Genomic DNA, 19,758 nt, shown 5'->3' with positions numbered 1-19,758 from the left:
GGCTGAAGGTGTAAGGTTATGGGTTGTCTAATTCAAAATGTTGTCTGTCCTGTTCTATAATTGCTTTTAATTCCTCTTCTTTTGGTAAATACAATAGATATTTACTGGCAAACAACTGATTTTTATCACTTAAAACTGAATATTTTACAATTGTTTCATCCTTTTCGGTGCAGAGTAATAATCCAATGGTTGGATTGTCGCCATCATTTCTTTTCAAATCATCATACATTCTAACATACATATCTATTTGTCCGATGTCTTGATGGTTTAAACTTGTTGTTTTAAGATCAATGATTACGAAGCATTTTAAAATATAATTGTAGAAAACGAGGTCTATAAAGAAATCTGAAGTATCTGTTACAATATGTTGCTGACGCGCAACGAAAGCAAATCCTTTACCAAATTCCAGTAAAAACTTTTGAAGATGGTTTATAATTGCAGATTCTAAGCTTTTCTCTGTATTTTTAGTATCAGGATCCAATCCTAAAAATTCAAAAATATAAGGATCTTTTATATAGTCTTGAATGTTTGGTTTCGGATTGTTCGTTTTTGGTCCGGTTAAGGAGCGTTCGTATGATAAAGAATTTATCTGCCTCTGTAATTCTCTACTGTTCCAACTTGATGTTATAGATTCTTCTATATAAAACTTTCTTTTTTCTTCAGAATCTAATCTGGATAACAGCCGATAATGTGTCCAACTCAATTCGGTACGCAATGCGTACCAAATTGGAAATGCAGAATAAAAAGATCGCATATTATTCAAATTTCTTTCATCAAAACCTTTCCCAAATTCCAAAGTTAATTGATTTGAAAGGATTCTTAAGGTTGCAGCGCCATACTCTGCACGTAATTTTCCCTGCTGTTCATCCTCAACAATAAGTTTTCCAATTTGCCAATACGATTCTAGCAATGCAGAATTTGCCGCACGAAATACTTTCAGGCGGGATTGGCTAATAATCTCTTTTATGGCATTAAATAACTCATTTTTGCTTAATTCCATTCATCGTATAGATTTCCAACTAAAGTATAAAAACAAAAACTAAATAGAAACAGGTTTGTAGATTATTAATAGATTTACACCTCAAAATTAAAATTCCATTTTCCCGCATACATTTTACATCACCTGTCATGTCAGAAACCAATAATTTAATACACGCTTCATCGCCATATTTACTGCAACATGCTCATAATCCTGTTAATTGGTATGAATGGGGGCAAGAGGCGTTAGCAAAGGCAAAAGCAGAAAATAAGCTCATTTTGGTGAGCATAGGGTATTCGGCTTGCCATTGGTGCCATGTAATGGAGCGCGAAAGTTTCGAAAACCATGAAGTTGCTGAAGTGATGAACCAGCATTTCATTTGTATTAAGGTAGACCGGGAAGAGCGTCCTGATATAGATCAGATTTATATGTATGCCATTCAGTTAATGACTGGGAGCGGAGGATGGCCTTTGAACTGTATCTGTTTGCCAGATCAGCGTCCGATTTACGGAGGAACATATTTCCGTAAAAATGATTGGATCAATATTCTTGAAAATGTTGCTGCACTTTGGGCAAATGAACCTGATAAGGCTATTCAATATGCGGAGCGTCTAACTTCAGGCATTAAAGACAGTGAAAAAATAATCCCGGCGCTTGAAACAGAAGAATACACTAACGATCATCTGACCGAAATTATTGAACCCTGGAAACGCCATTTCGATATTGGTTACGGAGGATACAACCGTGCCCCAAAATTTCCTTTGCCTAATAATTGGGTGTTTTTACTACGCTATGGTTTTTTAAAAGATGATGAATCTGTTTTTACAGCTGTTTGCCATACCCTTGAAGAAATGAGCAGAGGAGGTATTTACGATCAGATTGGTGGTGGTTTCGCGCGTTATTCGGTTGATGATAAATGGCATGTGCCACATTTCGAAAAGATGCTTTATGACAATGCACAACTGATCAGTTTATATGCAGAGGCTTATCAATGTACCAAGTTTGATTCTTTTAAACAGACCGTAGTAGAAACCATTAACTGGGTTTTTGAAGAGATGACTTCAGCCGATGGCTTGTTTTATTCGGCTCTCGATGCAGATAGTGAAGGTATTGAAGGTAAGTTTTATGTTTGGGATAAGGCGGAGTTCGATCAGGTTTTAGGTGAAGATGCAAAATTATTGGGCGCCTACTACAATATTACAGAAGAAGGCAACTGGGAAGAGGAACAGACCAATATTTTACGTAAAACCATCAATGATGATCAACTACTTGCCAGATTTGATATTGAAGCAGAAGTGCTTTACGATAAAGTAAAATCGGCTAAGGAAAAATTAATGGACGTGAGGAGTAAAAGGATCCGCCCGGGCCTGGATGATAAATGTTTAACCGCATGGAATGGTATGATGATTAAAGCTTTGGCAGATGCTGCACAGGTTTTAAATCACACACAATATTATGAAAAAGCATCAGCTGCAGCCACCTTTATTTTAAATCACCTCAAATCAGAAAAAGGTGGTTTATACCGCAATTTCAAAAACGGGAAAGCTTCTATTACAGGATTTTTAGATGATTACGCTTTTTTTATAGAAGCCTTGATTGCTTTGTATGAGTATGATTTTGATGAAAAATGGTTAGAAGAAGCAAAATTACTAACAGATTACGTAATCGATAACTTTACTGATGCAGATTCGCCTATGTTTTTTTATACCTCCGCAGAAAGTGAAGATTTAATTGCTCGTAAACACGAAGTAATGGATAACGTAATCCCGGCTTCAAATTCTACCATGGCACAAAATTTAAAGAAACTGGCTTTGCTTTTTGATATTGATGTTTATGCTGAAAAAGCTTCAGCAATGCTGGCTGCGGTTCAGCCGAAGATCAAAACTTATGGTTCAGCCTACTCTAACTGGTCTATTCAGTTATTGAACGAAGTTTACGGGATAAACGAAATTGCCATTACCGGCTTAGAAAGCGATTTGGTTAAATTAGAATTAAGCGGACATTATATTCCGAACAAAATTACATTAGGCGGAACAAAAAGTAACCTACCACTGTTAAAAGGTAAGCAAAGCAATGAAACAAAAGTTTATATTTGCCGAAATAAAGTATGCCAGTTGCCGGTTAACACTGTTGAGGACGCATTAGAGTATTTACAATAAATTAATTTAAATGAATATTTCACCAAACTCTGTAGTAGCGTTAACTTACGAATTGCATACTACTAACGAAGAAGGACAACAAGTTTTTGTAGAAAAAGCTGACGAACAAAATCCTTTAGTATTTTTATATGGCGTTGGCATGATGTTGCCTAAATTTGAAGAGCACTTAACTGGTTTAAAAACTGGTGACGAATATGGCTTTGAGCTATCTGCTGCAGATGGTTATGGCGATCTTGATCCAGGTGCTTTTGCAGATCTTCCAAAAACAATGTTTACTGAAGCAGGTGGCGAATTGCCAAATGTTGGTGATGTTATTCCTTTACAGGACAATAATGGTAACCAGTTCAGAGCAGGAGTTACTGCAGTTCATGATGAAACCATTTCAGTTGATTTAAACCACCCAATGGCTGGTAAAAACTTATTGTTCAGTGGTGTAATCTTAAATGTACGCGAAGCTACTCAAGATGAATTGGCTCACGGTCATGCTCACGGAGCTGATGGTCATTCAGGTCACTAAACAATAGATATAAACAATAAAGGGCTCAGGTTTAAAAACTTGAGCCCTTTTGCTATAATATTATTATAAATTCTTAAAAACCTCTTCTAAAATTAGCGTAAAACCGGGTAAAATAGGGGTAGTTACCTCTTCGCCTTCGGTAAGCAGTTTGGTGGGCTGAAATCTACCCTGATGATCCAAAATATACCTGAAAAATGATTTATCCGAAGAGCTTACAATCCAATATTCTTTAACACCTGCTTCTTCATAAACCTCATATTTGTTAATCAGTTCTTTTTTGTTGTTGCCCGGTGACAAAATCTCCACCAAAATATCAGGCGCACCTATACAACCACGTTCGTCGAGTTTACTCTGATCGCAAATTACCACTAGGTCGGGCTGTATAACGGTGTAAATCTCTTTGTCAATCTGATTTTTCTTAGCTAACCGGACATCAAATGGCGCCGAATAAACGCGACAGGATTTTCCTTGCAAGGTATTATATATTAGCCCGAAAATATTCGTTAAAACGCCTTGTTGAATATGGGAAGGGGCAGGACTCATTCTAAAAACACGTCCTTTAATAATTTCAAGGCGCTCTTCAAATTCAAAGCGCATATAATCGGCATAACTGTAAATAGCAGAGAAATCTATCTCATTAACTGTTTTAACAGGAGGGAGTTTATCTTCAGTTGAATATGGCTTGATATTCTTCATATTAGGTGTTTACCAAATATACTAAATATCTTAGTTTTCTCTAAAAATCGATTTTTAAACGCAGTCCACCATTGGTAAGATTGAGGTTTTCTTTTGAAAAAGTTTTCATCGGCAGTCTCAAAAAGGGCTCTATGGCAATGTTATTTTTTTTAGATATTTTCTGCTTGTAACCTAAAGAAAAATTATAGAATCCGATGTACTTATCAGGATCTATACTGGCTTCAGGCTGAGGCTCTGTGGTTTTTTCCTGAACAATAAATGTTTTCGAGTCAGCATAGCCATTAACAGGAGCAGAAGAAACATTCTGAACCTGGTTAACAATATAGTTGTTCTGTTGTGAGCTATTCAAAACAGCTAATGCCGAAACCCCGATATTGGTGTACAATTTTTCACTGATCTTATACTTTAATTCTAAAGGAATATTAATTCCACGCACTTTAGAATCAACCGATTCCAGGTTTCTGCCCGATAAAGTTTGTGGGGCGCCCGCGTTCAGCGATTCTGTGGTGCTAATGGCTGCATAAGAAACACCAGAATTAATAGACAGTTTATTTGCAATGGCATACGATAATGAAAAGCCATAGTTCATATTTACCTTATTATCATTACCCATTGCAGGGGCAACATATACATCAGGCTGCCATTTAGAGTTGTCATTAGTTTTAGATGAAGTTTTTTGCTGGTTGACACGACTATCCTGCGCCAATAACTCTTCGAACGTTGCTTTTTTATTCGGTAAGGCTTTTTTCTTTTCAGTTAAAATTTCGAAGTTTTTAGGGTTAAAAGTCGAAATATTAGTGCCTGCAAGTTTATTATCCAATAAATTGTTGTTTACAGGCAATAAACCTTCTGAATGATCTTCAAAAGTATAATTCTTGTTCTCTTCAACCGTCAGGTTTGTAATTTCTGTAATTTTATTTGGACGGTTGGCCGCAATAAGGTTATTTAAAACAGTGGTTGTATCATTTAATGGATTAGGGGTGTTTTTTGTAGGTGTACTATCACTAAGGTCAGTTGTTAAATTTGGTTGCGTTTTAGGCTTAGCTATGGCAAGATCAGTTTTTTGACCGGTATTGTTCAGGGCAAAAAATACCCCGCCGAAAACAAAAATCAGGGCAGCAGAAGCCCACATAGGCCAGTATGCTATCCTCCGTTTCTTATTCTCATTTCCCGAAAAGCGCTCCCAGGCACCAGTAGGATAAGTTTCCTCATGGTTTTGGAGTTGCGCGGTGATATGCTCAATTAATTCCTTATCCATTTTTCTCGTATGAATTGACCATGGTATTTAAATAAAGGGTACGTAACTTATTTTTAGAACGTGTTAAATACACACGGCTCGAACTTTCGGGGATATTCAGTATTTTCGATATCTCATCGTGTGCAAAACCCTCAATTTCGTATAAGTTAAACACCAGTCTTTGTGTATCTGGTAAGTGATTTAATAAATTCAAAATATCATTAACATGAAGTTCCGAAGCAACCGAAACCTGCGTAACCGGGTGTTCGCTTTCTGCAAGGTCATCTACATAAAACTGCACTTTCGAACTCCGTATTTTATCTATTGCTGTTCTTGAAGCGATCTGGGCAATCCAGCCTTTAAACGACCGCTGCAGTTCCTCCGGATTTTTAGGCGCCTTAAAGCCGGCAACATGTTTAAAAATCTTGATAAAACTGTCATTTACAAGCTCTTCACTATCCGAAGGGTTCTTGGTGTACCTTAAAATAATGCCCATTAAATAGCCATAAAATGATTTATACATCATTTCTTTACAGCTATTGTCGTTTTTTACACAGCCTTTTAAAATTTCCTCAAAACTGAGTATTTTTTTTATCACCCCTGTAAAGGACTATTTATTAAAGGTTTATCATGATTAATTGCTTGCAAATTTAAGAAAATAACACCACCCAATTTTTTGAGTGGTGTCAATTTTCAATCTCACAGGTAGTGTGATTTTTTATTTATTCGTCATAACCGATAAACCCAGTCCGGTAGTATCGGTTTTACTGGTTAAACCTTTGGCCCAAATGGTGTAAATCTTTCCTTTTTCAATTTTAATGGCTGGTAAGCTTACTTTAACCGTTCCACTTTGCTTTAATTGAAAAGTATAGCTGTCGTTAGGTGAAATATTGGTAAAAGTTGTAAACTCTTTAAAAGCTTTTGCTGTAAATAAAGGGGCATCAGTTCCTGCAACAGCTAAATCGTAAGTTGCAGTTCCAGGGCTTAAATTTACAAAACGAACTTTTGCCTTATCAGTTTCCGGAGCTTTTAAATCATCTTCCAGGATTAAAAGTTTTGTCGATTTTAAAGTATCAACCACAAACACCGAATAGAATGAGCCTGATTTTAAGCCTGCAGTTGCTGTAGTTACATATTTTAAAGAGTCTTTTTTAGCTACTCCAACCAACCTTGTTCCAGGATAGGCTGCATAATAGCCCAAATCTTTGGTGTAAGTAAAAAAGTTTATTTTTTGGTTGTCCAATATAAAATCCAAAGGACCAGTTCCAGGCGATGCATGAACAAAACCAATGCCTGCTGCTTCTATCGGATCGTTATTGAAATCCTTTTTACAAGCTGTAATGGTTAAAGTTATTGCAAATAGAGAGAGTATAATTTTTGCCGTAGTGCTAAAATTTTTCAAATTCGTTTTCATTTTAATGTTTAAATCAATTTTATGAACAAAATTGGTTAATGGCCATTAACGCTTTTTTCTTGTTAAACGGTTAATGGAATGAAAACGCTACAGCGGGTTTCAATTTTATAAAGAAAAAGCCACATGTTGTTGCATGTGGCTTTTAAAATGTGTTTATAATGAAGGCTTAAGCATACATTTCTTCACGAAGTTTTGCAACGTCGCTACTGTTAATATACTCATCGTAAGTCATTAATTTATCAATGGTACCTTTTGGAGTAATCTCGATAATGCGGTTGGCAACCGTTTCTGTTAACTGGTGATCTCGTGAGGTAAACAATATTGCGCCTTTAAAATCTTTCATCCCGTTGTTCAGTGCCTCGATCGATTCAAGGTCCAGGTGATTGGTTGGCTCATCAAACATTAATAAGTTCGCCTGTTGCAACATCATTCTGGAGAACATGCAGCGCATTTTTTCACCTCCTGAAAGTACTTTTACGTTTTTAAGCACCTCTTCGCCCGAGAATAACATACGGCCTAAGAAACTACGTACAAACTGCTCATCAGCATCCGTTCCGGAATATTCACGTAACCAATCCACAAGGTTTTCATCTTTACCAGCAAAATATTCAGAGTTATCGTTCGGGATATCAGCAGTGCTGATGGTAACGCCCCACTTAAATTCACCTTTATGATCAGTATCCCTACCGGTTAACACATCGTAAAATGCTGCGGTTGCTAAACTGTTCTGCGATATAACTGCAATTTTATCTCCTTTATTTACCATAAAGGTAACTTTGTCGAATAAAATGCCATCATTTCCACTTTTGCCTAAAGCATCAACCTGTAAAATCTGGTCGCCAGCCTCACGACCTGTATTGTTGAAGATAATTGCCGGATACTTTCTGCTCGATGCTTTGATTTCAGTAATATCGATCTTATCCAAAGCTTTTTTACGCGAAGTTGCCTGTTTCGATTTAGAGGCATTCGCACTGAAACGACGGATAAATTCCTGCAGTTCCTTCACCTTATCTTCCATTTTCTTGTTCTGGTCGCTGCGCTGTTTTAAGGCCAGCTGACTCGATTCGTACCAGAAAGTATAGTTACCGGTGTAAATGCTCATTTTCGCAAAGTCGATATCCACAATGTGGGTACAAACGGCATCCAAAAAGTGCCTGTCGTGACTTACTACCAATACGATATTCTGGTAATCGGCCAAAAAGTTTTCTAACCAGGCAATCGTTTCGATGTCCAAATCGTTGGTAGGCTCATCCAGTAACAAAATATCCGGATTACCGAACAGGGCTTGTGCCAATAACACACGTACTTTTTGCGTGTTATCCAGTTCTTTTAGTAATTTATAGTGGTTATCTTCAGTAATGCCCAAATTGCTCAACATGGTTGCTGCGTTGCTTTCCATGTTCCAGCCATCCATTTCAGCAAAAAGATTTTCCAGTTCTCCGGCACGTTCGCCATCCTTTTCTGAGAAATCTTCTTTCATGTAAATGGCATCTTTCTCTTTCATGATGGCATAAAGTTCTTTATGGCCAATCATTACGGTTTCTAATACCGAAAACTCATCAAATTCGTAGTGGTTTTGCTTTAAAACGGCCATTCTTTCGCCTGGAGTAAAAGCCACGCTACCAGAAGTCTGGTTAACCTCTCCTGATAAAATTTTAAGGAAAGTAGATTTACCTGCTCCGTTAGCCCCAATTACGCCATAGCAGTTGCCCTGGGTAAATTTTAGGTTAACATCTTCAAATAATGTGCGTTTGCCGTATCGTAATGATAAATTAGAAACTGAAATCATGCTGTAATTGAAATAAGCCGCAAAGATAGGGAAAAAGGTTGAGGGTAGGAAAGTGTTTAATGGTTTGATTGTTTTATTGTTGAAAGGTTGGAGGTTGGAAAGTTTGAAGGTGTTTGAATGTTTAAGGTTGAAAGGTTTTATTGTTGAAAGGTTGGAGGTTGGAAAGTTAAAAAGTTGGAAGGTTTTTGAATGTTTTAAGGTTGAAAGGTTTTAAGAATTTGGAAATGTAGGGGTTGGTGTTTTGTGGCAGATACAGCCCCGTTATTCGCTTTACTCCGTTGCACTACGTGTTCGCTACTACCGGGGTTTATTTTACAAAGTTGGGAAGCTTTTGGCCAATAGTTTAAAACCTATAGCCTTAAATTAACAACATTAATACATGGTTGATCAGTTTTTATCTTGGTAGAATTTTGTATTTTAGTAGTACACACAAAATGAAATCAATATGAAAAAATTAACACTAGGCATCATTATGTCTTCTATTTCCCTCGTGGCCTACAGCCAAAGTTCCCAGTATAAATATAAAGTAGATTTTTATGGAGATACTATACTAGTTGATGAGCGGGATAATACCATTGGCAAACAGAAGAAAGATTTTTTTGGTAATACCATCGTTGTGGATAAAGATGGCAAAACCATCGCCAGGCAAAAGCAGGATTTTTTAGGCAATACCATTTTAGAAAATGAAGCCGGAAAAACCGTGGGTACACAAAAGAAAGACTTTTCTGGTAATACCATATTAGAAACCGAACGAGGACAAAGCCTGGTACCAAAGCCTTTAGGCGGTTTGGTTCCGGGTGATGGGAACACAGAAGTTAGGGTGAGGCAAAAAACAGATGTATTCGGCAATATCACTATTGAAGACTACCAGGGACAAACGCTAAATGTTTATAAAACCGATATGTCGGGAAACATAATCATAGAAGATGGTAACGGCAAAACGATAGGCAAACAGAAAAAGAATTCTTTTGGCGAAACCATTATTGAAGATGAGCGTGGAAATGTATTGGCAAAATATAAAAAAGATGTTTTGGCGATACGGTGATAGAAGATGGTAATGGTAAAAAGATAGGGATTTATAAAACAGATATTTTTGGAGATAAAACTTTTGTTCCAGAACATTAATTAATTAAACCTCGCAGGTTTTTAAAACCTGCGAGGTTTGGACATCCCGATTATATACCAGCGTTGTAAACGAAAGCGGGGCTAAAGATCCGGTGAAAAACCGGGCCCCTGATTTCCAAAAAAAAACCTGAACTCAATAACTAAATGCAGTAACTATATTTTATGATCCCGGAGTTTTTATCTGCTAAAAATTTTATTTTAGCCTTATGCAAAATCATCTCTTGCTCGAAACCATTAAAACCACCCTTCAAAAAAGCAAAGTAGAAAAACTGGCTGCCATTGCTTCAGAAGAAACCTTTTCGGTAAAAGACCTGATCGATTTAAGTTTTTATCATGATGAACAGATCGGGTTTCGGGCGGCATGGATTCTGGAGAACGTTTATACCGCCCACCAGCTTCGCTTTTTGCCTCATACGATTTATTTCTTGGATAAACTCCCACAACAGCATAATTTATCAGCATTGAGGCACTATGTTAAAATTCTGGCCTTTATGACGAAGAAAAATGCTGCTGAAGCGGTTAAAAAGATCGTTGCCGGTTACGATACCGGTCATTTGGTAGAAGTGGTTTTTGCCTGGCTCATTGATGAAAAAATTCCTGTGGCCATAAAATCACACTGCCTTAATATTCTGGCAAATTTAAACACTAAACATCACTGGATCAGGGAAGAGCTCTTGCAAACCATGGATTTTCTGGTGGATAAAGAAAGCATTGCCTTTTTTGCTAAAGTGAAACAAATTAGGAAACAGCTTTCGGTTTGCAGTTAACGGTTTGTAGTTATCGGTTTCCAATTGATAGTTCTTAATTAACAGTTCAGCGTTTTCAGTTAACATAAAGTCAAATCTTTATCGCTTTTCAACCCTAAACCTTCTACCTTACGCCTTAAACCTTATATTTACAACATGAGTACTACATACGAAACCATCTCAAAAGTTATAAAAGAACGTCGCAGTATTTTTCCTGCAAGCTATATTAAAAAGGAAATTCCGGTTGAGGTAATTAATCAGATTTTAGAAACTGCTAATTATGCACCCACACATAAATTAACCCAGCCTTGGCGCTTTGTGGTAATCAGAAAAGCTGGCTTGGCTAAATTAGGCGAAGAATTAGGAAGATTATATAAGGCACTGGTTAGCCCGCAACAGTTTTTACAGAAAAAGTACGATAGCTTTGCTGAGAAAACCAGTCAAGCCGATTGCATTATTGCCATTAATATGCAGGTGAGCGGTAAAATACCAGAATGGGAGGAGTTGGCAGCAGTATCATGCGCGGTGCAGAATATGGCTTTAACTGCCGAAAGTTTGCAAGTTGGTGCTTATTGGAGTTCGCCACCCTTAATTGACGATTTGGGCGAATTTTTAGGCCTGGGTGAAAATGAAAAATGTATCGGCCTATTTTACATGGGCTATCATAACGAAAAACCCTGGGAACCAAATCGTACACCGATGAGCGAAAAGGTGAGGTGGATAGAGGCGTAGTCTTTAGTCAACAATCTTTAGTCCTGAGTCTGTTTCCTGGTTAATGGTTTGATAGTCCATGGCTATTACACTATGAACCATTCTACATCATCCATCTTACATCTTCCATTATCCATCATTAACATGTCTACATTAAAATCTAAACTCTATCAGCTTTGCTTAACTTTTATTCAAAACAGGATAGAAAATATCGAATATTCGCTGCAGCAAGCCAGGCAGGCATCTAATGATGATACGAAAAGCAGTGCAGGCGATAAATATGAAACTACCCGCGAAATGATGCAGCAGGAGATGGACCGTAACAATAAATTACTATATGAAGCGGGACAACAGAAAATTGCATTACAGCAGATCGAAAATGTAGAATCGGATCAGGTTGTTAAAAACGGTAGCGTGGTGTTAACGTCCGAAGGTAATTTTTACATTAGCATTAGTGCGGGTGAATTAAATGCCGACGATCAGAAATTCTTTGCTGTATCTCAGGCTTCGCCCATTGGCAAATTCCTGATCGGGAAAGCGAAAAACGAAAGTTTTAAGTTTAACGGCAAGGATTATTTAGTGAAAGAGATATTGTAGTTTTCAATTAGCAGTTTTGAGTACGTGCGTATGCTAGTTTGATGCGTGCGTATGTTAGTTTGATGCGTGCGTATGCTAGTTTGATACGTGCGTATGCTAGTTTGATGCGTGCGTGTGTTAGTTTGATGCGTGCGTATGTTAGTTTGATGCGTGCGTATGCTAGTTTGATACGTGCGTATGCTAGTTTGATGCGTGCGTGTGTTAGTTTGATGCGTGCGTATGTTAGTTTGATGCGTGCGTATGCTAGTTTGATGCGTGCGTATGTTAGTTTGATGCGTGCGTATGCTAGTTTGATGCGTGCAGGTGTTAGTTTGATGCGTGCAGGTAACCCTTTGGATCTGTTCGGTTCTGTTCAATAAACTGTGTTAAAAAGAAAATTAATATTTATTCCCGCTGATTTAAGGAGATGAGCGCAGAAGCAGTTTTCAGTTAGCAGTGTGCAACTCACAGTTAACCGATTTAAACAGTTAACCAGTTTAAACAATTAACCGATTAACCATTTCACAATTAACCCACTAACTATTTAATCCCCATCCTTTGCACAAAAGCTGGTACTAAATAAGTCTTTAAATCTGCATAAGGCACAAATACTACAATCTGTCCCTGGGCATAACTGGCTACTTCATAAGGATTGTACATAAAAGCAATGCCATTGGAGTTGAAATAAAAGTTATTATTCGGTTTTATAAAATCATCAAAAAGCACAGTACTTAATGCATCTTTGGCTTTAATATTATATTCTTTACGGAGATTGCGTTCTAAAATGCCTTGCAAGGTGTTCGAATCTATTTTAACAATGTCGCTAAGCACCATTTGTTTTTTGTTCTTTACATCCAGGCAATACATTACACTGCTGTAATTACCATGTGCACCACCGGTGTAAGCATCAGCCAGGAAATCAATCACCACATAACCATTATCATTATAACTCACTGATTGCTGAGTGTTGTTGGTGTAATTCATCCAGGCCTCAAAATCACCGCCACGGCCATCTTTTGATTGCTCAGCAACCTGCGATTTATAATCTTTAAAATAGTCAGCAGCAATATTTTTAAAACCGATTGAGCGGTCAACCTGCGATTTTATTCCTAATATCTTTTTAAGTTCAGTATTTAACCAGGTACCAGATTCATCGGTATTTTTACTTTCCAGGTACTCAAAACTGATTTGTGCTGCCGGCGATTTGGCCTGATTGGCAAAAGCTTTAACCGAATCTGCGTAAATGCCGGTATTGAACGGATAACTCCCGTCAGGATATTTTTCTGTTAGTATAATCGGGAATTTTTTCGCTTTATCTCCACTTTCCCATGTGCCATTAAAGCCATTTCCGGTCCATTTTAAGGCTAAATGCGGCGATTTAAAATCCTGGGTAAAGTACGATTCGTAATAACTGTATTCGGTAAGCACTAAGCTATCTTTACCAATCAGGGTATCGGTTGATAGGTTAAGCCATGAGCCATCATAATAATAAGATCCGCTTACATCATCATTAACCTTCTGCAGATGCACCACCACTTTTTTGCCGGCAATGGTGCCTTCTAATCTTTTATAAAAAGTTTTGGTTAGTTCTTTTTTAGTATTGCTTGTAGTATCTGTTGTTCCGGTATTATTGTTGCCGTTTTTAGGATTATTACAGGCAGATAATATCGCTAATCCGAAAAAACATAAGAAAAAAGAGTATTTCATAGGGTTGTTGTTACAGGGCTTTTTGTTGAAAGGCTTGAAGGTTTAACTTTTCAACCTTCAAACCTTTCAGCAATCAAACTTTACAACATTTAAACCTCTTTACTTAGATTTTGTTTTATTAAAGCTCTTGTTAATGCTGTAATATAAGTTTTTTGCGGTATATCTTCCCGGATCAATAATCCTTCTGATGGTATAAAGCGGATAATTTTCGTCTCTTGCGGTAGATAGGATGAAAGCGGCCTTAAAGCCATGTTCTTTTAACTTATGCAAGGTTGATGATTTGAAAACGCCGTAAGGAAAAGCAAAATATTCTACTTTTTTTCCGGTAATCTCCTCTAGTTTTTTGGTCGGTTCATCAATTTGGGTCGTCCAGTCGGCATCCGTAAACTGGGCGAAATTTTTATGGTCGTAGGTATGGCTGGCAATTGTATTTCCTTCGTCAGATAATTGTTTAATCTGCTCTTTCGTCATGTAACTGATTCTGCCCTTTCTACCGATAGATACCGTCATGATAAAATAAACACCTTTAAAACCATATTTTTTTAATGTGGCGTTTCCAACGGTGAATTGATCTTCATCGGTATCATCAAAACTAATAATGATGGGTTTTTCAGGCAGTTTCGCACCATAAACCAGGTAATTGTACAATTGGTCGGGCTGAATGGTATGGTAACCACTATCGGCAAGCATTTTTATATGTTCGCGAAATTTATCAGGGGCAATAATATCATCGTGTGCCCTTTTACTGTCGCTGGCAATGTTATTCCTGATCTGGTGATAGCAGAGTACAGGCACCTCTCTGCGGGCCATGATGGTTTTGTTATCAGCAGGTTTTGTGTTTGTTGAGTCTGTTTTAACCGCTTCTGTAGTATTTGCAGCAGATGAGGTTTTTTCTTTTTGTTTATTGCCCGAACAAGCAAATGAAAATGATGCTAAAAACAAAATGGATAGCAGGGTATGGGCTGCTGGTTTTAAATGTAAATTCAAGGTTTTTATAATTTATTTGATCAAAGATACAGCGTTTTCAGAAAGGATAAAGTCTTTTTCGTAAGCATCCCACTCTTTTTGGGTAATGCCCGATTTTAAAGCGTTTCTTTTAAAGAAATTGTAATCAGTTAATTCATTTTTAGTGGTTAAACAGGTATTTAAGAATTTAAACATGCGTTTTTCCCCAATCATCTGTTCTAAACCGCGAAGTAAAAATGGGCCGTAAGAATAACGGTAAGTGCCTGATATTTCATTAGCCTCTTTAATGCTATTTAAAGGTTTGGCCTTAAAGTTTTTTAATTGTTTCCCTCTTTCCGCAAAGTATTTGGTACTGAAAGTTTTTCCGAATTTTTCTTCAGCTGCTTTAACCGACAAATACTCGGCGGTTGATTCTAAAAAGAACCATAACAAAGTAGAATTGGGTTGTAACACATTTCCGAAATAATAATGGCCGATTTCGTGAGCAATAAACGGATAATCGGTAGAATCTTTAAGTTTATGATGTTCTACATCAATCATATCGCCTAATTTGATACCTGCAAAGGCAATTGTTGGGAAAGCCACAAAACCCCAGCTTCTGCCTTTATTAAATTTTTCTACAGGCGAATGCTCTATAAATACATTTTTAGTATCGTAAGGAATCTTTAAAACTTTAAAGTAGTAGGCTTTCATTTCGGCAATGTTATTTTCAAAAACCTCCAGCTGCTTATCATCCATCTGGCTGTTTAAAAATAATGCACCCCTGGTTTTTTGTACACCATAATCTCCGGCAAAAATCATTGGGGCAATGGGTAAATCAGATTTAAACCTGGCAACAGGTCCTGGTTTTGGCTGATCGCCGTTTATAAAGATCATTTTGGCATCTTTGCTGCTTACCTGGATATCAAAGGTCATCTGCTCAATCTGTCTGTCGTTTTTGACATCGTAAATAATAGGGTACCATTTAGACTGATCAGCAGCCCTCATGGTTTTGCCATTAAAGGCAATCAAACCTTTAAAATCAATAAAGTTCAGCGTGTCGGTATAAATGGGGAAAGCGCCGGTATAAGTGATGTGCAGTTTGCCCGGGTTTGCCATGGTGCTGTCCTTATATAAGGGGGCATAAGTTAAGCCTTCGCCACGCATGGCTCCACCATAAAAACCACTGTATTTTAAAGTTTGATTAACTGAATCCTTGATGGATTTAATGTTAAAACCTTTGTTTAATAATATTTGATAATCCTTCCCTAAGTTAGGAATATTGCTCAGCACAAAATCGCAGGTAATCTGTCCTGTGGCCATTACCACTTCAATTTTACCACTTAAATGCGGCGTTTGCGCATGGATTTTAAAGATCTGGAACAATAATAAAACGAGTAGCACTAATTTTTTCATATTGGTTCGGTATAAAAAAGAAAATCCCGATGTGAAAATCGGGATTTTTTTGCTTAAAAGCTATTTTTAATACTGTTACTTAATGTTTTTGGCGACCAGTAACCGCTGGCAATAATCCGGCGAATGGTAAACAAAGGATCCTTTTCGTCGCGCTTGGTTGATAATTGGTAAGCCATCCTGAAACCACGTTTTTTCAGTTCAGGGATTCCTTCAGCATTCCATAAACCAAAAGGATAGGCAAATTCGGTCATTGTTTTGCCAGTAATTTCTTCCAGTTTTTTAGTCGGTTTATCTAACTGCTCTTCCCAATCTTTACCAGCATATTTTTTAAAGTTTTTATGATCATAGGTATGACTACCGATGATGTTGCCTTCATCAGAAAGCTGTTTAATCTGCTCTTTGGTCATGTAATCAACAAATTTCCCTTTTCTTCCGATCGAAACCGTCATGATGAAATAAACCGCTTTATAGCCCAGTTTCTCTAAAGTAGGACGTACAATGGTAAACTGGTCCATATCCGTATCATCAAAAGTTAGCATAATTGGCTTGCTTGGCAGGGCAGCACCGGTATTGAGGTAAGCATAAAGCTGATCGGGCAAAATGGTGTGGTAACCACTATCGGCCAGCATTTTCATTTGGTCTTTAAAATTCTGAATTTCTACGATGTAATCTTTACCTACTTTTCCATCAGTTGGTTTCCAGTTTCTTACCTGGTGATAACATAAGATTGGCACCTGTTTTCTGGCCAGGATAGTTTTGGCATCGGCAACTTTTATTTTAGAAACGTCAACTGGTGTTCCGGTACTTGCTGCGGTTTTGGCCGTTTGCGCGGTAGCATCTTGATCAGCAGATTTTTCGGTTTGTGATTTAGACTGGCAGCTGGCAAATAAAATTACCCCAGCGGTTAGGATGGTTAAAAAGCTATATTTCATTTATTAGGGATGTATAGCTGCAAAACTATAAAATCCGTTACTTATTTAAGTATTAAAATAAAAGGTGTTAATAATTATTTTGCGTCAGCGAAATTGCGCTAACTATCGCATTTATTACATATTAAAGCCTGATTAATATGCTATTATTAAATAATTTAGCGGCTCAAACAAATTTTGATGAATAAACTTTATAAACTCCTGCTGTGTGCGCAGTTTTTATCCTTAACTGTTGCTGCACAAACCAAAACATTTACCATAACCGAAAACATTCAGCCCCAGCCTAAGGCAAATTATCAGCTTGCCTCGCGTTTTTCGCCAAATAAACTAAAGAAAATGGTTTATTCTACAGCTGTTGATCCCCACTGGCTAAAATTGAGTAACCGTTTCTGGTACACTTTCGAAAGTCAGAAGGGTAAATTCTGGTACCTGGTAGATCCGGCTTCAAAAAGCAAAAAAGTGATGTTCGACAATTCGAAACTGGCTGCAGATATTACCCTGATTGTGCGCGATCCGTTTGATGCGGAACATTTACCACTCGAAAACCTGAAATTTGCTGCAGATGAAAAAAGCATTTCTTTCGAAATCAAAAGCAGTGTTGATGAACTGAAAAAGGACCGGAAAGATAAAAAAGCGGCTGATTCTATGCAGAAGAAAATATACTCTTTTAAATACGAACTGGCTACTGCAAAGTTGACTGAGGTGCCAAATTTCAGTAAACCAAAGCCTAAACCAGCATGGGGTTCGGTAGCACCTGATTCGTCGGCCATTATCTTCTCCCGCAACTATAACCTGTATTGGATGGATAAAGAGAATTATAAAAAAGCGGTTAAAAATGAAGACGACAGTACCATTGTAGAACACCAGTTAACCAAAGATGGCGTTAAATTTTATTCGTATGGAAGCGATGGTGATGGCGAAAACAATATAGAAAACGAAAAAAATAATAAAAAGCGCCGTGGTGCTTATGTGCTTTGGTCGCCAAATGCTAAATATTTTGTATTGGACAGGACCGACTCACGTAAGGTTAAAGACCTATGGGTAATTAATAGTGTTACACCGGGGCGCCCGACTTTAGAAACCTATAAATACCAGATGCCCGGCGAGGCAGAAGCCCCACAGGATGAAGTTTTATTATTCGATTTTGCTGCAAAATCTTATAAAAAGCTTAATGTTTCCGCTTTTAAAGATCAAAGTGTTTCGGTTTGGAGTAAACCTTCATTAAATAAAGACCGCGATAACGAATTCCGCCCGTCTATCTGGCTAGGAAACGACAGCCGTTTTTATTTTTCCCGTACCAGCCGCGATTTAAAACGCATTGATATCGGTACAGTTGATATTGCTACAGGAAAAGTAACGCCAATAATCGACGAACGTTTTAACACTTATGTTGAAGTGAACCGACCGGGTTTGGTAAATGATGGTAAAGAACTGATCCATTGGAGTGAGCGCGATGGCTGGGCACATTTTTATCTTTTTGATGAAAACGGTAAACTTAAAAACCAGATTACAAAAGGGGCTTTCCATTGCGAGAGTATTGTAAATATCGACGAAAAAAAACGCGTACTTTATTTTACGGCTAACGGACGTGAGGGGAAAGAAGACCCTTATTACCTGCATTTGTACAGCATTAATTTTGACGGTTCGAACATGAAATTGTTAAATGCCGGCGATTTTGACCATTTAGCCAACATGAATGATAACAATACTTTTTTTGTTGATAATTATTCAAGGGTAAATACGGCACCAAAAGCCACTTTGTATGATGGAAGCGGTAAAAAAGTAATGGATCTCGAAACAACAGATCTTTCTTTATTAATGACAGCCGGATATAAATTTCCAGAACCTTTTAAAGTAAAAGCAGATGATGGCATTACCGATTTATATGGTGTAATGTATAAACCATTTGATTTTGATCCAAACAAAAAATACCCGATTATCGAGTATGTATATCCTGGTCCGCAAACAGAAGCGGTAAATAAGGCGTTCAGCAAAAGCATGGACCGCACCGAGCGTTTGGCACAATTTGGTTATATCGTAATTACGGTTGGTAACCGTGGTGGTAATCCATCCCGTTCTAAATGGTACCACACTTATGGTTACGGAAATCTGCGCGATTATGGTTTGGCCGATAAAAAAACAGCTATCGAGCAATTGGCGGCAAAATATTCATTTATCGACGAATCTAAAGTGGGTATTACAGGTCACTCGGGCGGTGGCTTTATGTCAACAGCAGCCATGTTGGTTTATCCCGATTTCTTTAAAGCTGCAGTTTCAAATGCAGGAAACCACGATAACAGCATTTACAACCGTTGGTGGAGTGAAAAACACCATGGCGTAAAAGAAACCATTTCTTTAAAAGGCGATACCTCTTTTAAATATAGCATTGATAAAAATCCTGATCTGGCAAAAAACCTTAAAGGTCATTTATTACTGATGCATGGCGATGTTGATAATAATGTGCATCCTGCTAACTCTATTCGTGTGGCAAATGCATTAATGAAAGCAGGTAAACGTTTCGATTTCCTGATTATCCCTGGTCAGCGCCATGGTTTTGGAGACATGACAGAGTATGCTTTCTGGAAACTGGCCGATCATTTTAATAAATACTTAATCGGCGATTTTTCTGAACCAAGTGATGTGGATCTGGTAGAAATGGACAGGGATATTGAGCAGAATGGGAAATAATCGTTAAGCAAAATACCTTGGTTCGTGTCCTTTAGAACCACTTTGAATTCTAATATTGGCCTATGGAAACATAGGCCAATTTTTTTGTGGTTAATCTGTGCATCCTTGGTGAAAAACCAGTAGC

The 19,758-nt window shown here is 37.6% G+C and carries 17 protein-coding genes; 7 read left to right on the top strand and 10 right to left on the bottom strand.

The features are described from left to right. Window positions 1-16: 16 nt before the first annotated feature. A complete protein-coding gene (locus tag H9L23_RS14115; protein WP_187591021.1) occupies window positions 17-1,000 on the bottom strand; it encodes a PDDEXK nuclease domain-containing protein in 984 nt (327 codons plus the stop codon). A 128-nt stretch (window positions 1,001-1,128) separates the two neighbouring features. Between H9L23_RS14115 and H9L23_RS14110 the strand changes: the two genes are divergently transcribed. Beyond that, window positions 1,129-3,138, top strand: a complete 2,010-nt coding sequence (locus tag H9L23_RS14110) for a thioredoxin domain-containing protein (protein ID WP_187591020.1) — start codon at window positions 1,129-1,131, stop codon at window positions 3,136-3,138. 10 nt (window positions 3,139-3,148) lie between these two features. Next, complete coding sequence (locus H9L23_RS14105; RefSeq protein ID WP_187591019.1) at window positions 3,149-3,655, top strand: FKBP-type peptidyl-prolyl cis-trans isomerase; 507 nt, start codon at window positions 3,149-3,151, stop codon at window positions 3,653-3,655. 63 nt (window positions 3,656-3,718) lie between these two features. Here the strand turns inward: H9L23_RS14105 and H9L23_RS14100 are convergent, their stop codons facing one another. From H9L23_RS14100 to H9L23_RS14080, 5 genes are all read right to left on the bottom strand, one after another. After that, window positions 3,719-4,351 (bottom strand): Uma2 family endonuclease, encoded by a 633-nt coding sequence (locus tag H9L23_RS14100; protein ID WP_187591018.1) that lies wholly within the window; start codon window positions 4,349-4,351, stop codon window positions 3,719-3,721. Window positions 4,352-4,391: 40 nt separating this feature from the next. Then, window positions 4,392-5,609: an outer membrane beta-barrel protein gene (locus tag H9L23_RS14095; RefSeq protein ID WP_187591017.1), complete on the bottom strand. Its 1,218-nt coding sequence runs from the start codon at window positions 5,607-5,609 to the stop codon at window positions 4,392-4,394. Next, complete coding sequence (locus H9L23_RS14090; RefSeq protein WP_187591016.1) at window positions 5,602-6,186, bottom strand: RNA polymerase sigma factor; 585 nt, start codon at window positions 6,184-6,186, stop codon at window positions 5,602-5,604. The genes H9L23_RS14095 and H9L23_RS14090 overlap by 8 nt, the downstream gene beginning before the upstream one ends. Window positions 6,187-6,306: 120 nt before the next feature. Continuing rightward, entirely contained in the window at window positions 6,307-7,002 is a 696-nt protein-coding gene (locus H9L23_RS14085; RefSeq protein ID WP_187591015.1) for a DUF4397 domain-containing protein, read from the bottom strand. Between the two features lie 166 nt (window positions 7,003-7,168). Continuing rightward, complete coding sequence (locus H9L23_RS14080) at window positions 7,169-8,791, bottom strand: ABC-F family ATP-binding cassette domain-containing protein (RefSeq protein WP_187591014.1); 1,623 nt, start codon at window positions 8,789-8,791, stop codon at window positions 7,169-7,171. 445 nt (window positions 8,792-9,236) lie between these two features. Between H9L23_RS14080 and H9L23_RS14075 the strand changes: the two genes are divergently transcribed. The 4 genes from H9L23_RS14075 to H9L23_RS14060 all read left to right on the top strand — a co-directional run bounded on the left by H9L23_RS14075 (window position 9,237) and on the right by H9L23_RS14060 (window position 11,970). Beyond that, window positions 9,237-9,836, top strand: coding sequence for a hypothetical protein (locus H9L23_RS14075; RefSeq protein ID WP_187591013.1), 600 nt, complete (start codon window positions 9,237-9,239; stop codon window positions 9,834-9,836). 286 nt (window positions 9,837-10,122) lie between these two features. Next, a complete protein-coding gene (locus H9L23_RS14070; protein ID WP_187591012.1) occupies window positions 10,123-10,683 on the top strand; it encodes a hypothetical protein in 561 nt (186 codons plus the stop codon). Between the two features lie 135 nt (window positions 10,684-10,818). Next, complete coding sequence (locus H9L23_RS14065) at window positions 10,819-11,394, top strand: nitroreductase family protein (protein ID WP_187591011.1); 576 nt, start codon at window positions 10,819-10,821, stop codon at window positions 11,392-11,394. 123 nt (window positions 11,395-11,517) lie between these two features. After that, window positions 11,518-11,970, top strand: coding sequence for a 3-oxoacyl-ACP synthase (locus H9L23_RS14060; protein WP_187591010.1), 453 nt, complete (start codon window positions 11,518-11,520; stop codon window positions 11,968-11,970). A 519-nt stretch (window positions 11,971-12,489) separates the two neighbouring features. Here H9L23_RS14060 and H9L23_RS14055 read toward each other — a convergent pair. From H9L23_RS14055 to H9L23_RS14040, 4 genes are all read right to left on the bottom strand, one after another. Further along, window positions 12,490-13,656, bottom strand: a complete 1,167-nt coding sequence (locus H9L23_RS14055) for a DUF3298 and DUF4163 domain-containing protein (protein ID WP_187591009.1) — start codon at window positions 13,654-13,656, stop codon at window positions 12,490-12,492. 99 nt (window positions 13,657-13,755) lie between these two features. Next, window positions 13,756-14,643 carry a polysaccharide deacetylase family protein gene (locus H9L23_RS14050; protein ID WP_187591008.1) on the bottom strand — a complete coding sequence of 296 codons (888 nt, stop codon included), beginning with the start codon at window positions 14,641-14,643 and terminating at the stop codon, window positions 13,756-13,758. 12 nt (window positions 14,644-14,655) lie between these two features. After that, window positions 14,656-16,017 (bottom strand): M1 family aminopeptidase, encoded by a 1,362-nt coding sequence (locus H9L23_RS14045; RefSeq protein ID WP_187591007.1) that lies wholly within the window; start codon window positions 16,015-16,017, stop codon window positions 14,656-14,658. Between the two features lie 53 nt (window positions 16,018-16,070). Then, on the bottom strand, window positions 16,071-16,949 hold the full coding sequence (locus H9L23_RS14040; RefSeq protein WP_187591006.1) for a polysaccharide deacetylase family protein: 879 nt from the start codon (window positions 16,947-16,949) through the stop codon (window positions 16,071-16,073). Between the two features lie 177 nt (window positions 16,950-17,126). On the opposite strand from H9L23_RS14040, the gene H9L23_RS14035 reads away from it, so the two are divergent. Next, window positions 17,127-19,634: a S9 family peptidase gene (locus tag H9L23_RS14035; RefSeq protein ID WP_187591005.1), complete on the top strand. Its 2,508-nt coding sequence runs from the start codon at window positions 17,127-17,129 to the stop codon at window positions 19,632-19,634. Window positions 19,635-19,758: the final 124 nt, after the last annotated feature.

It is taken from the genome of Pedobacter roseus, assembly GCF_014395225.1.
Lineage (GTDB): Bacteria > Bacteroidota > Bacteroidia > Sphingobacteriales > Sphingobacteriaceae > Pedobacter > Pedobacter roseus.
The sequence above is the reverse complement of the archived record's forward strand: the minus strand, read 5'-3'. Positions and strand labels throughout refer to the sequence as shown.

Excerpts from the sequence above, each read along its gene's own strand:
- H9L23_RS14095 (WP_187591017.1), bottom strand. The coding sequence starts at position 5,609 with ATGGATAAGGAATTAATTGAGCATATCACCGCGCAACTCCAAAACCAT.
- H9L23_RS14105 (WP_187591019.1), top strand. The coding sequence starts at position 3,149 with ATGAATATTTCACCAAACTCTGTAGTAGCGTTAACTTACGAATTGCAT.
- H9L23_RS14115 (WP_187591021.1), bottom strand. The coding sequence starts at position 1,000 with ATGGAATTAAGCAAAAATGAGTTATTTAATGCCATAAAAGAGATTATT.
- H9L23_RS14085 (WP_187591015.1), bottom strand. The coding sequence starts at position 7,002 with ATGAAAACGAATTTGAAAAATTTTAGCACTACGGCAAAAATTATACTC.
- H9L23_RS14055 (WP_187591009.1), bottom strand. The coding sequence starts at position 13,656 with ATGAAATACTCTTTTTTCTTATGTTTTTTCGGATTAGCGATATTATCT.
- H9L23_RS14065 (WP_187591011.1), top strand. The coding sequence starts at position 10,819 with ATGAGTACTACATACGAAACCATCTCAAAAGTTATAAAAGAACGTCGC.
- H9L23_RS14045 (WP_187591007.1), bottom strand. The coding sequence starts at position 16,017 with ATGAAAAAATTAGTGCTACTCGTTTTATTATTGTTCCAGATCTTTAAA.
- H9L23_RS14110 (WP_187591020.1), top strand. The coding sequence starts at position 1,129 with ATGTCAGAAACCAATAATTTAATACACGCTTCATCGCCATATTTACTG.
- H9L23_RS14040 (WP_187591006.1), bottom strand. The coding sequence starts at position 16,949 with ATGAAATATAGCTTTTTAACCATCCTAACCGCTGGGGTAATTTTATTT.
- H9L23_RS14060 (WP_187591010.1), top strand. The coding sequence starts at position 11,518 with ATGTCTACATTAAAATCTAAACTCTATCAGCTTTGCTTAACTTTTATT.
- H9L23_RS14100 (WP_187591018.1), bottom strand. The coding sequence starts at position 4,351 with ATGAAGAATATCAAGCCATATTCAACTGAAGATAAACTCCCTCCTGTT.
- H9L23_RS14035 (WP_187591005.1), top strand. The coding sequence starts at position 17,127 with ATGAATAAACTTTATAAACTCCTGCTGTGTGCGCAGTTTTTATCCTTA.
- H9L23_RS14080 (WP_187591014.1), bottom strand. The coding sequence starts at position 8,791 with ATGATTTCAGTTTCTAATTTATCATTACGATACGGCAAACGCACATTA.
- H9L23_RS14070 (WP_187591012.1), top strand. The coding sequence starts at position 10,123 with ATGCAAAATCATCTCTTGCTCGAAACCATTAAAACCACCCTTCAAAAA.
- H9L23_RS14075 (WP_187591013.1), top strand. The coding sequence starts at position 9,237 with ATGAAAAAATTAACACTAGGCATCATTATGTCTTCTATTTCCCTCGTG.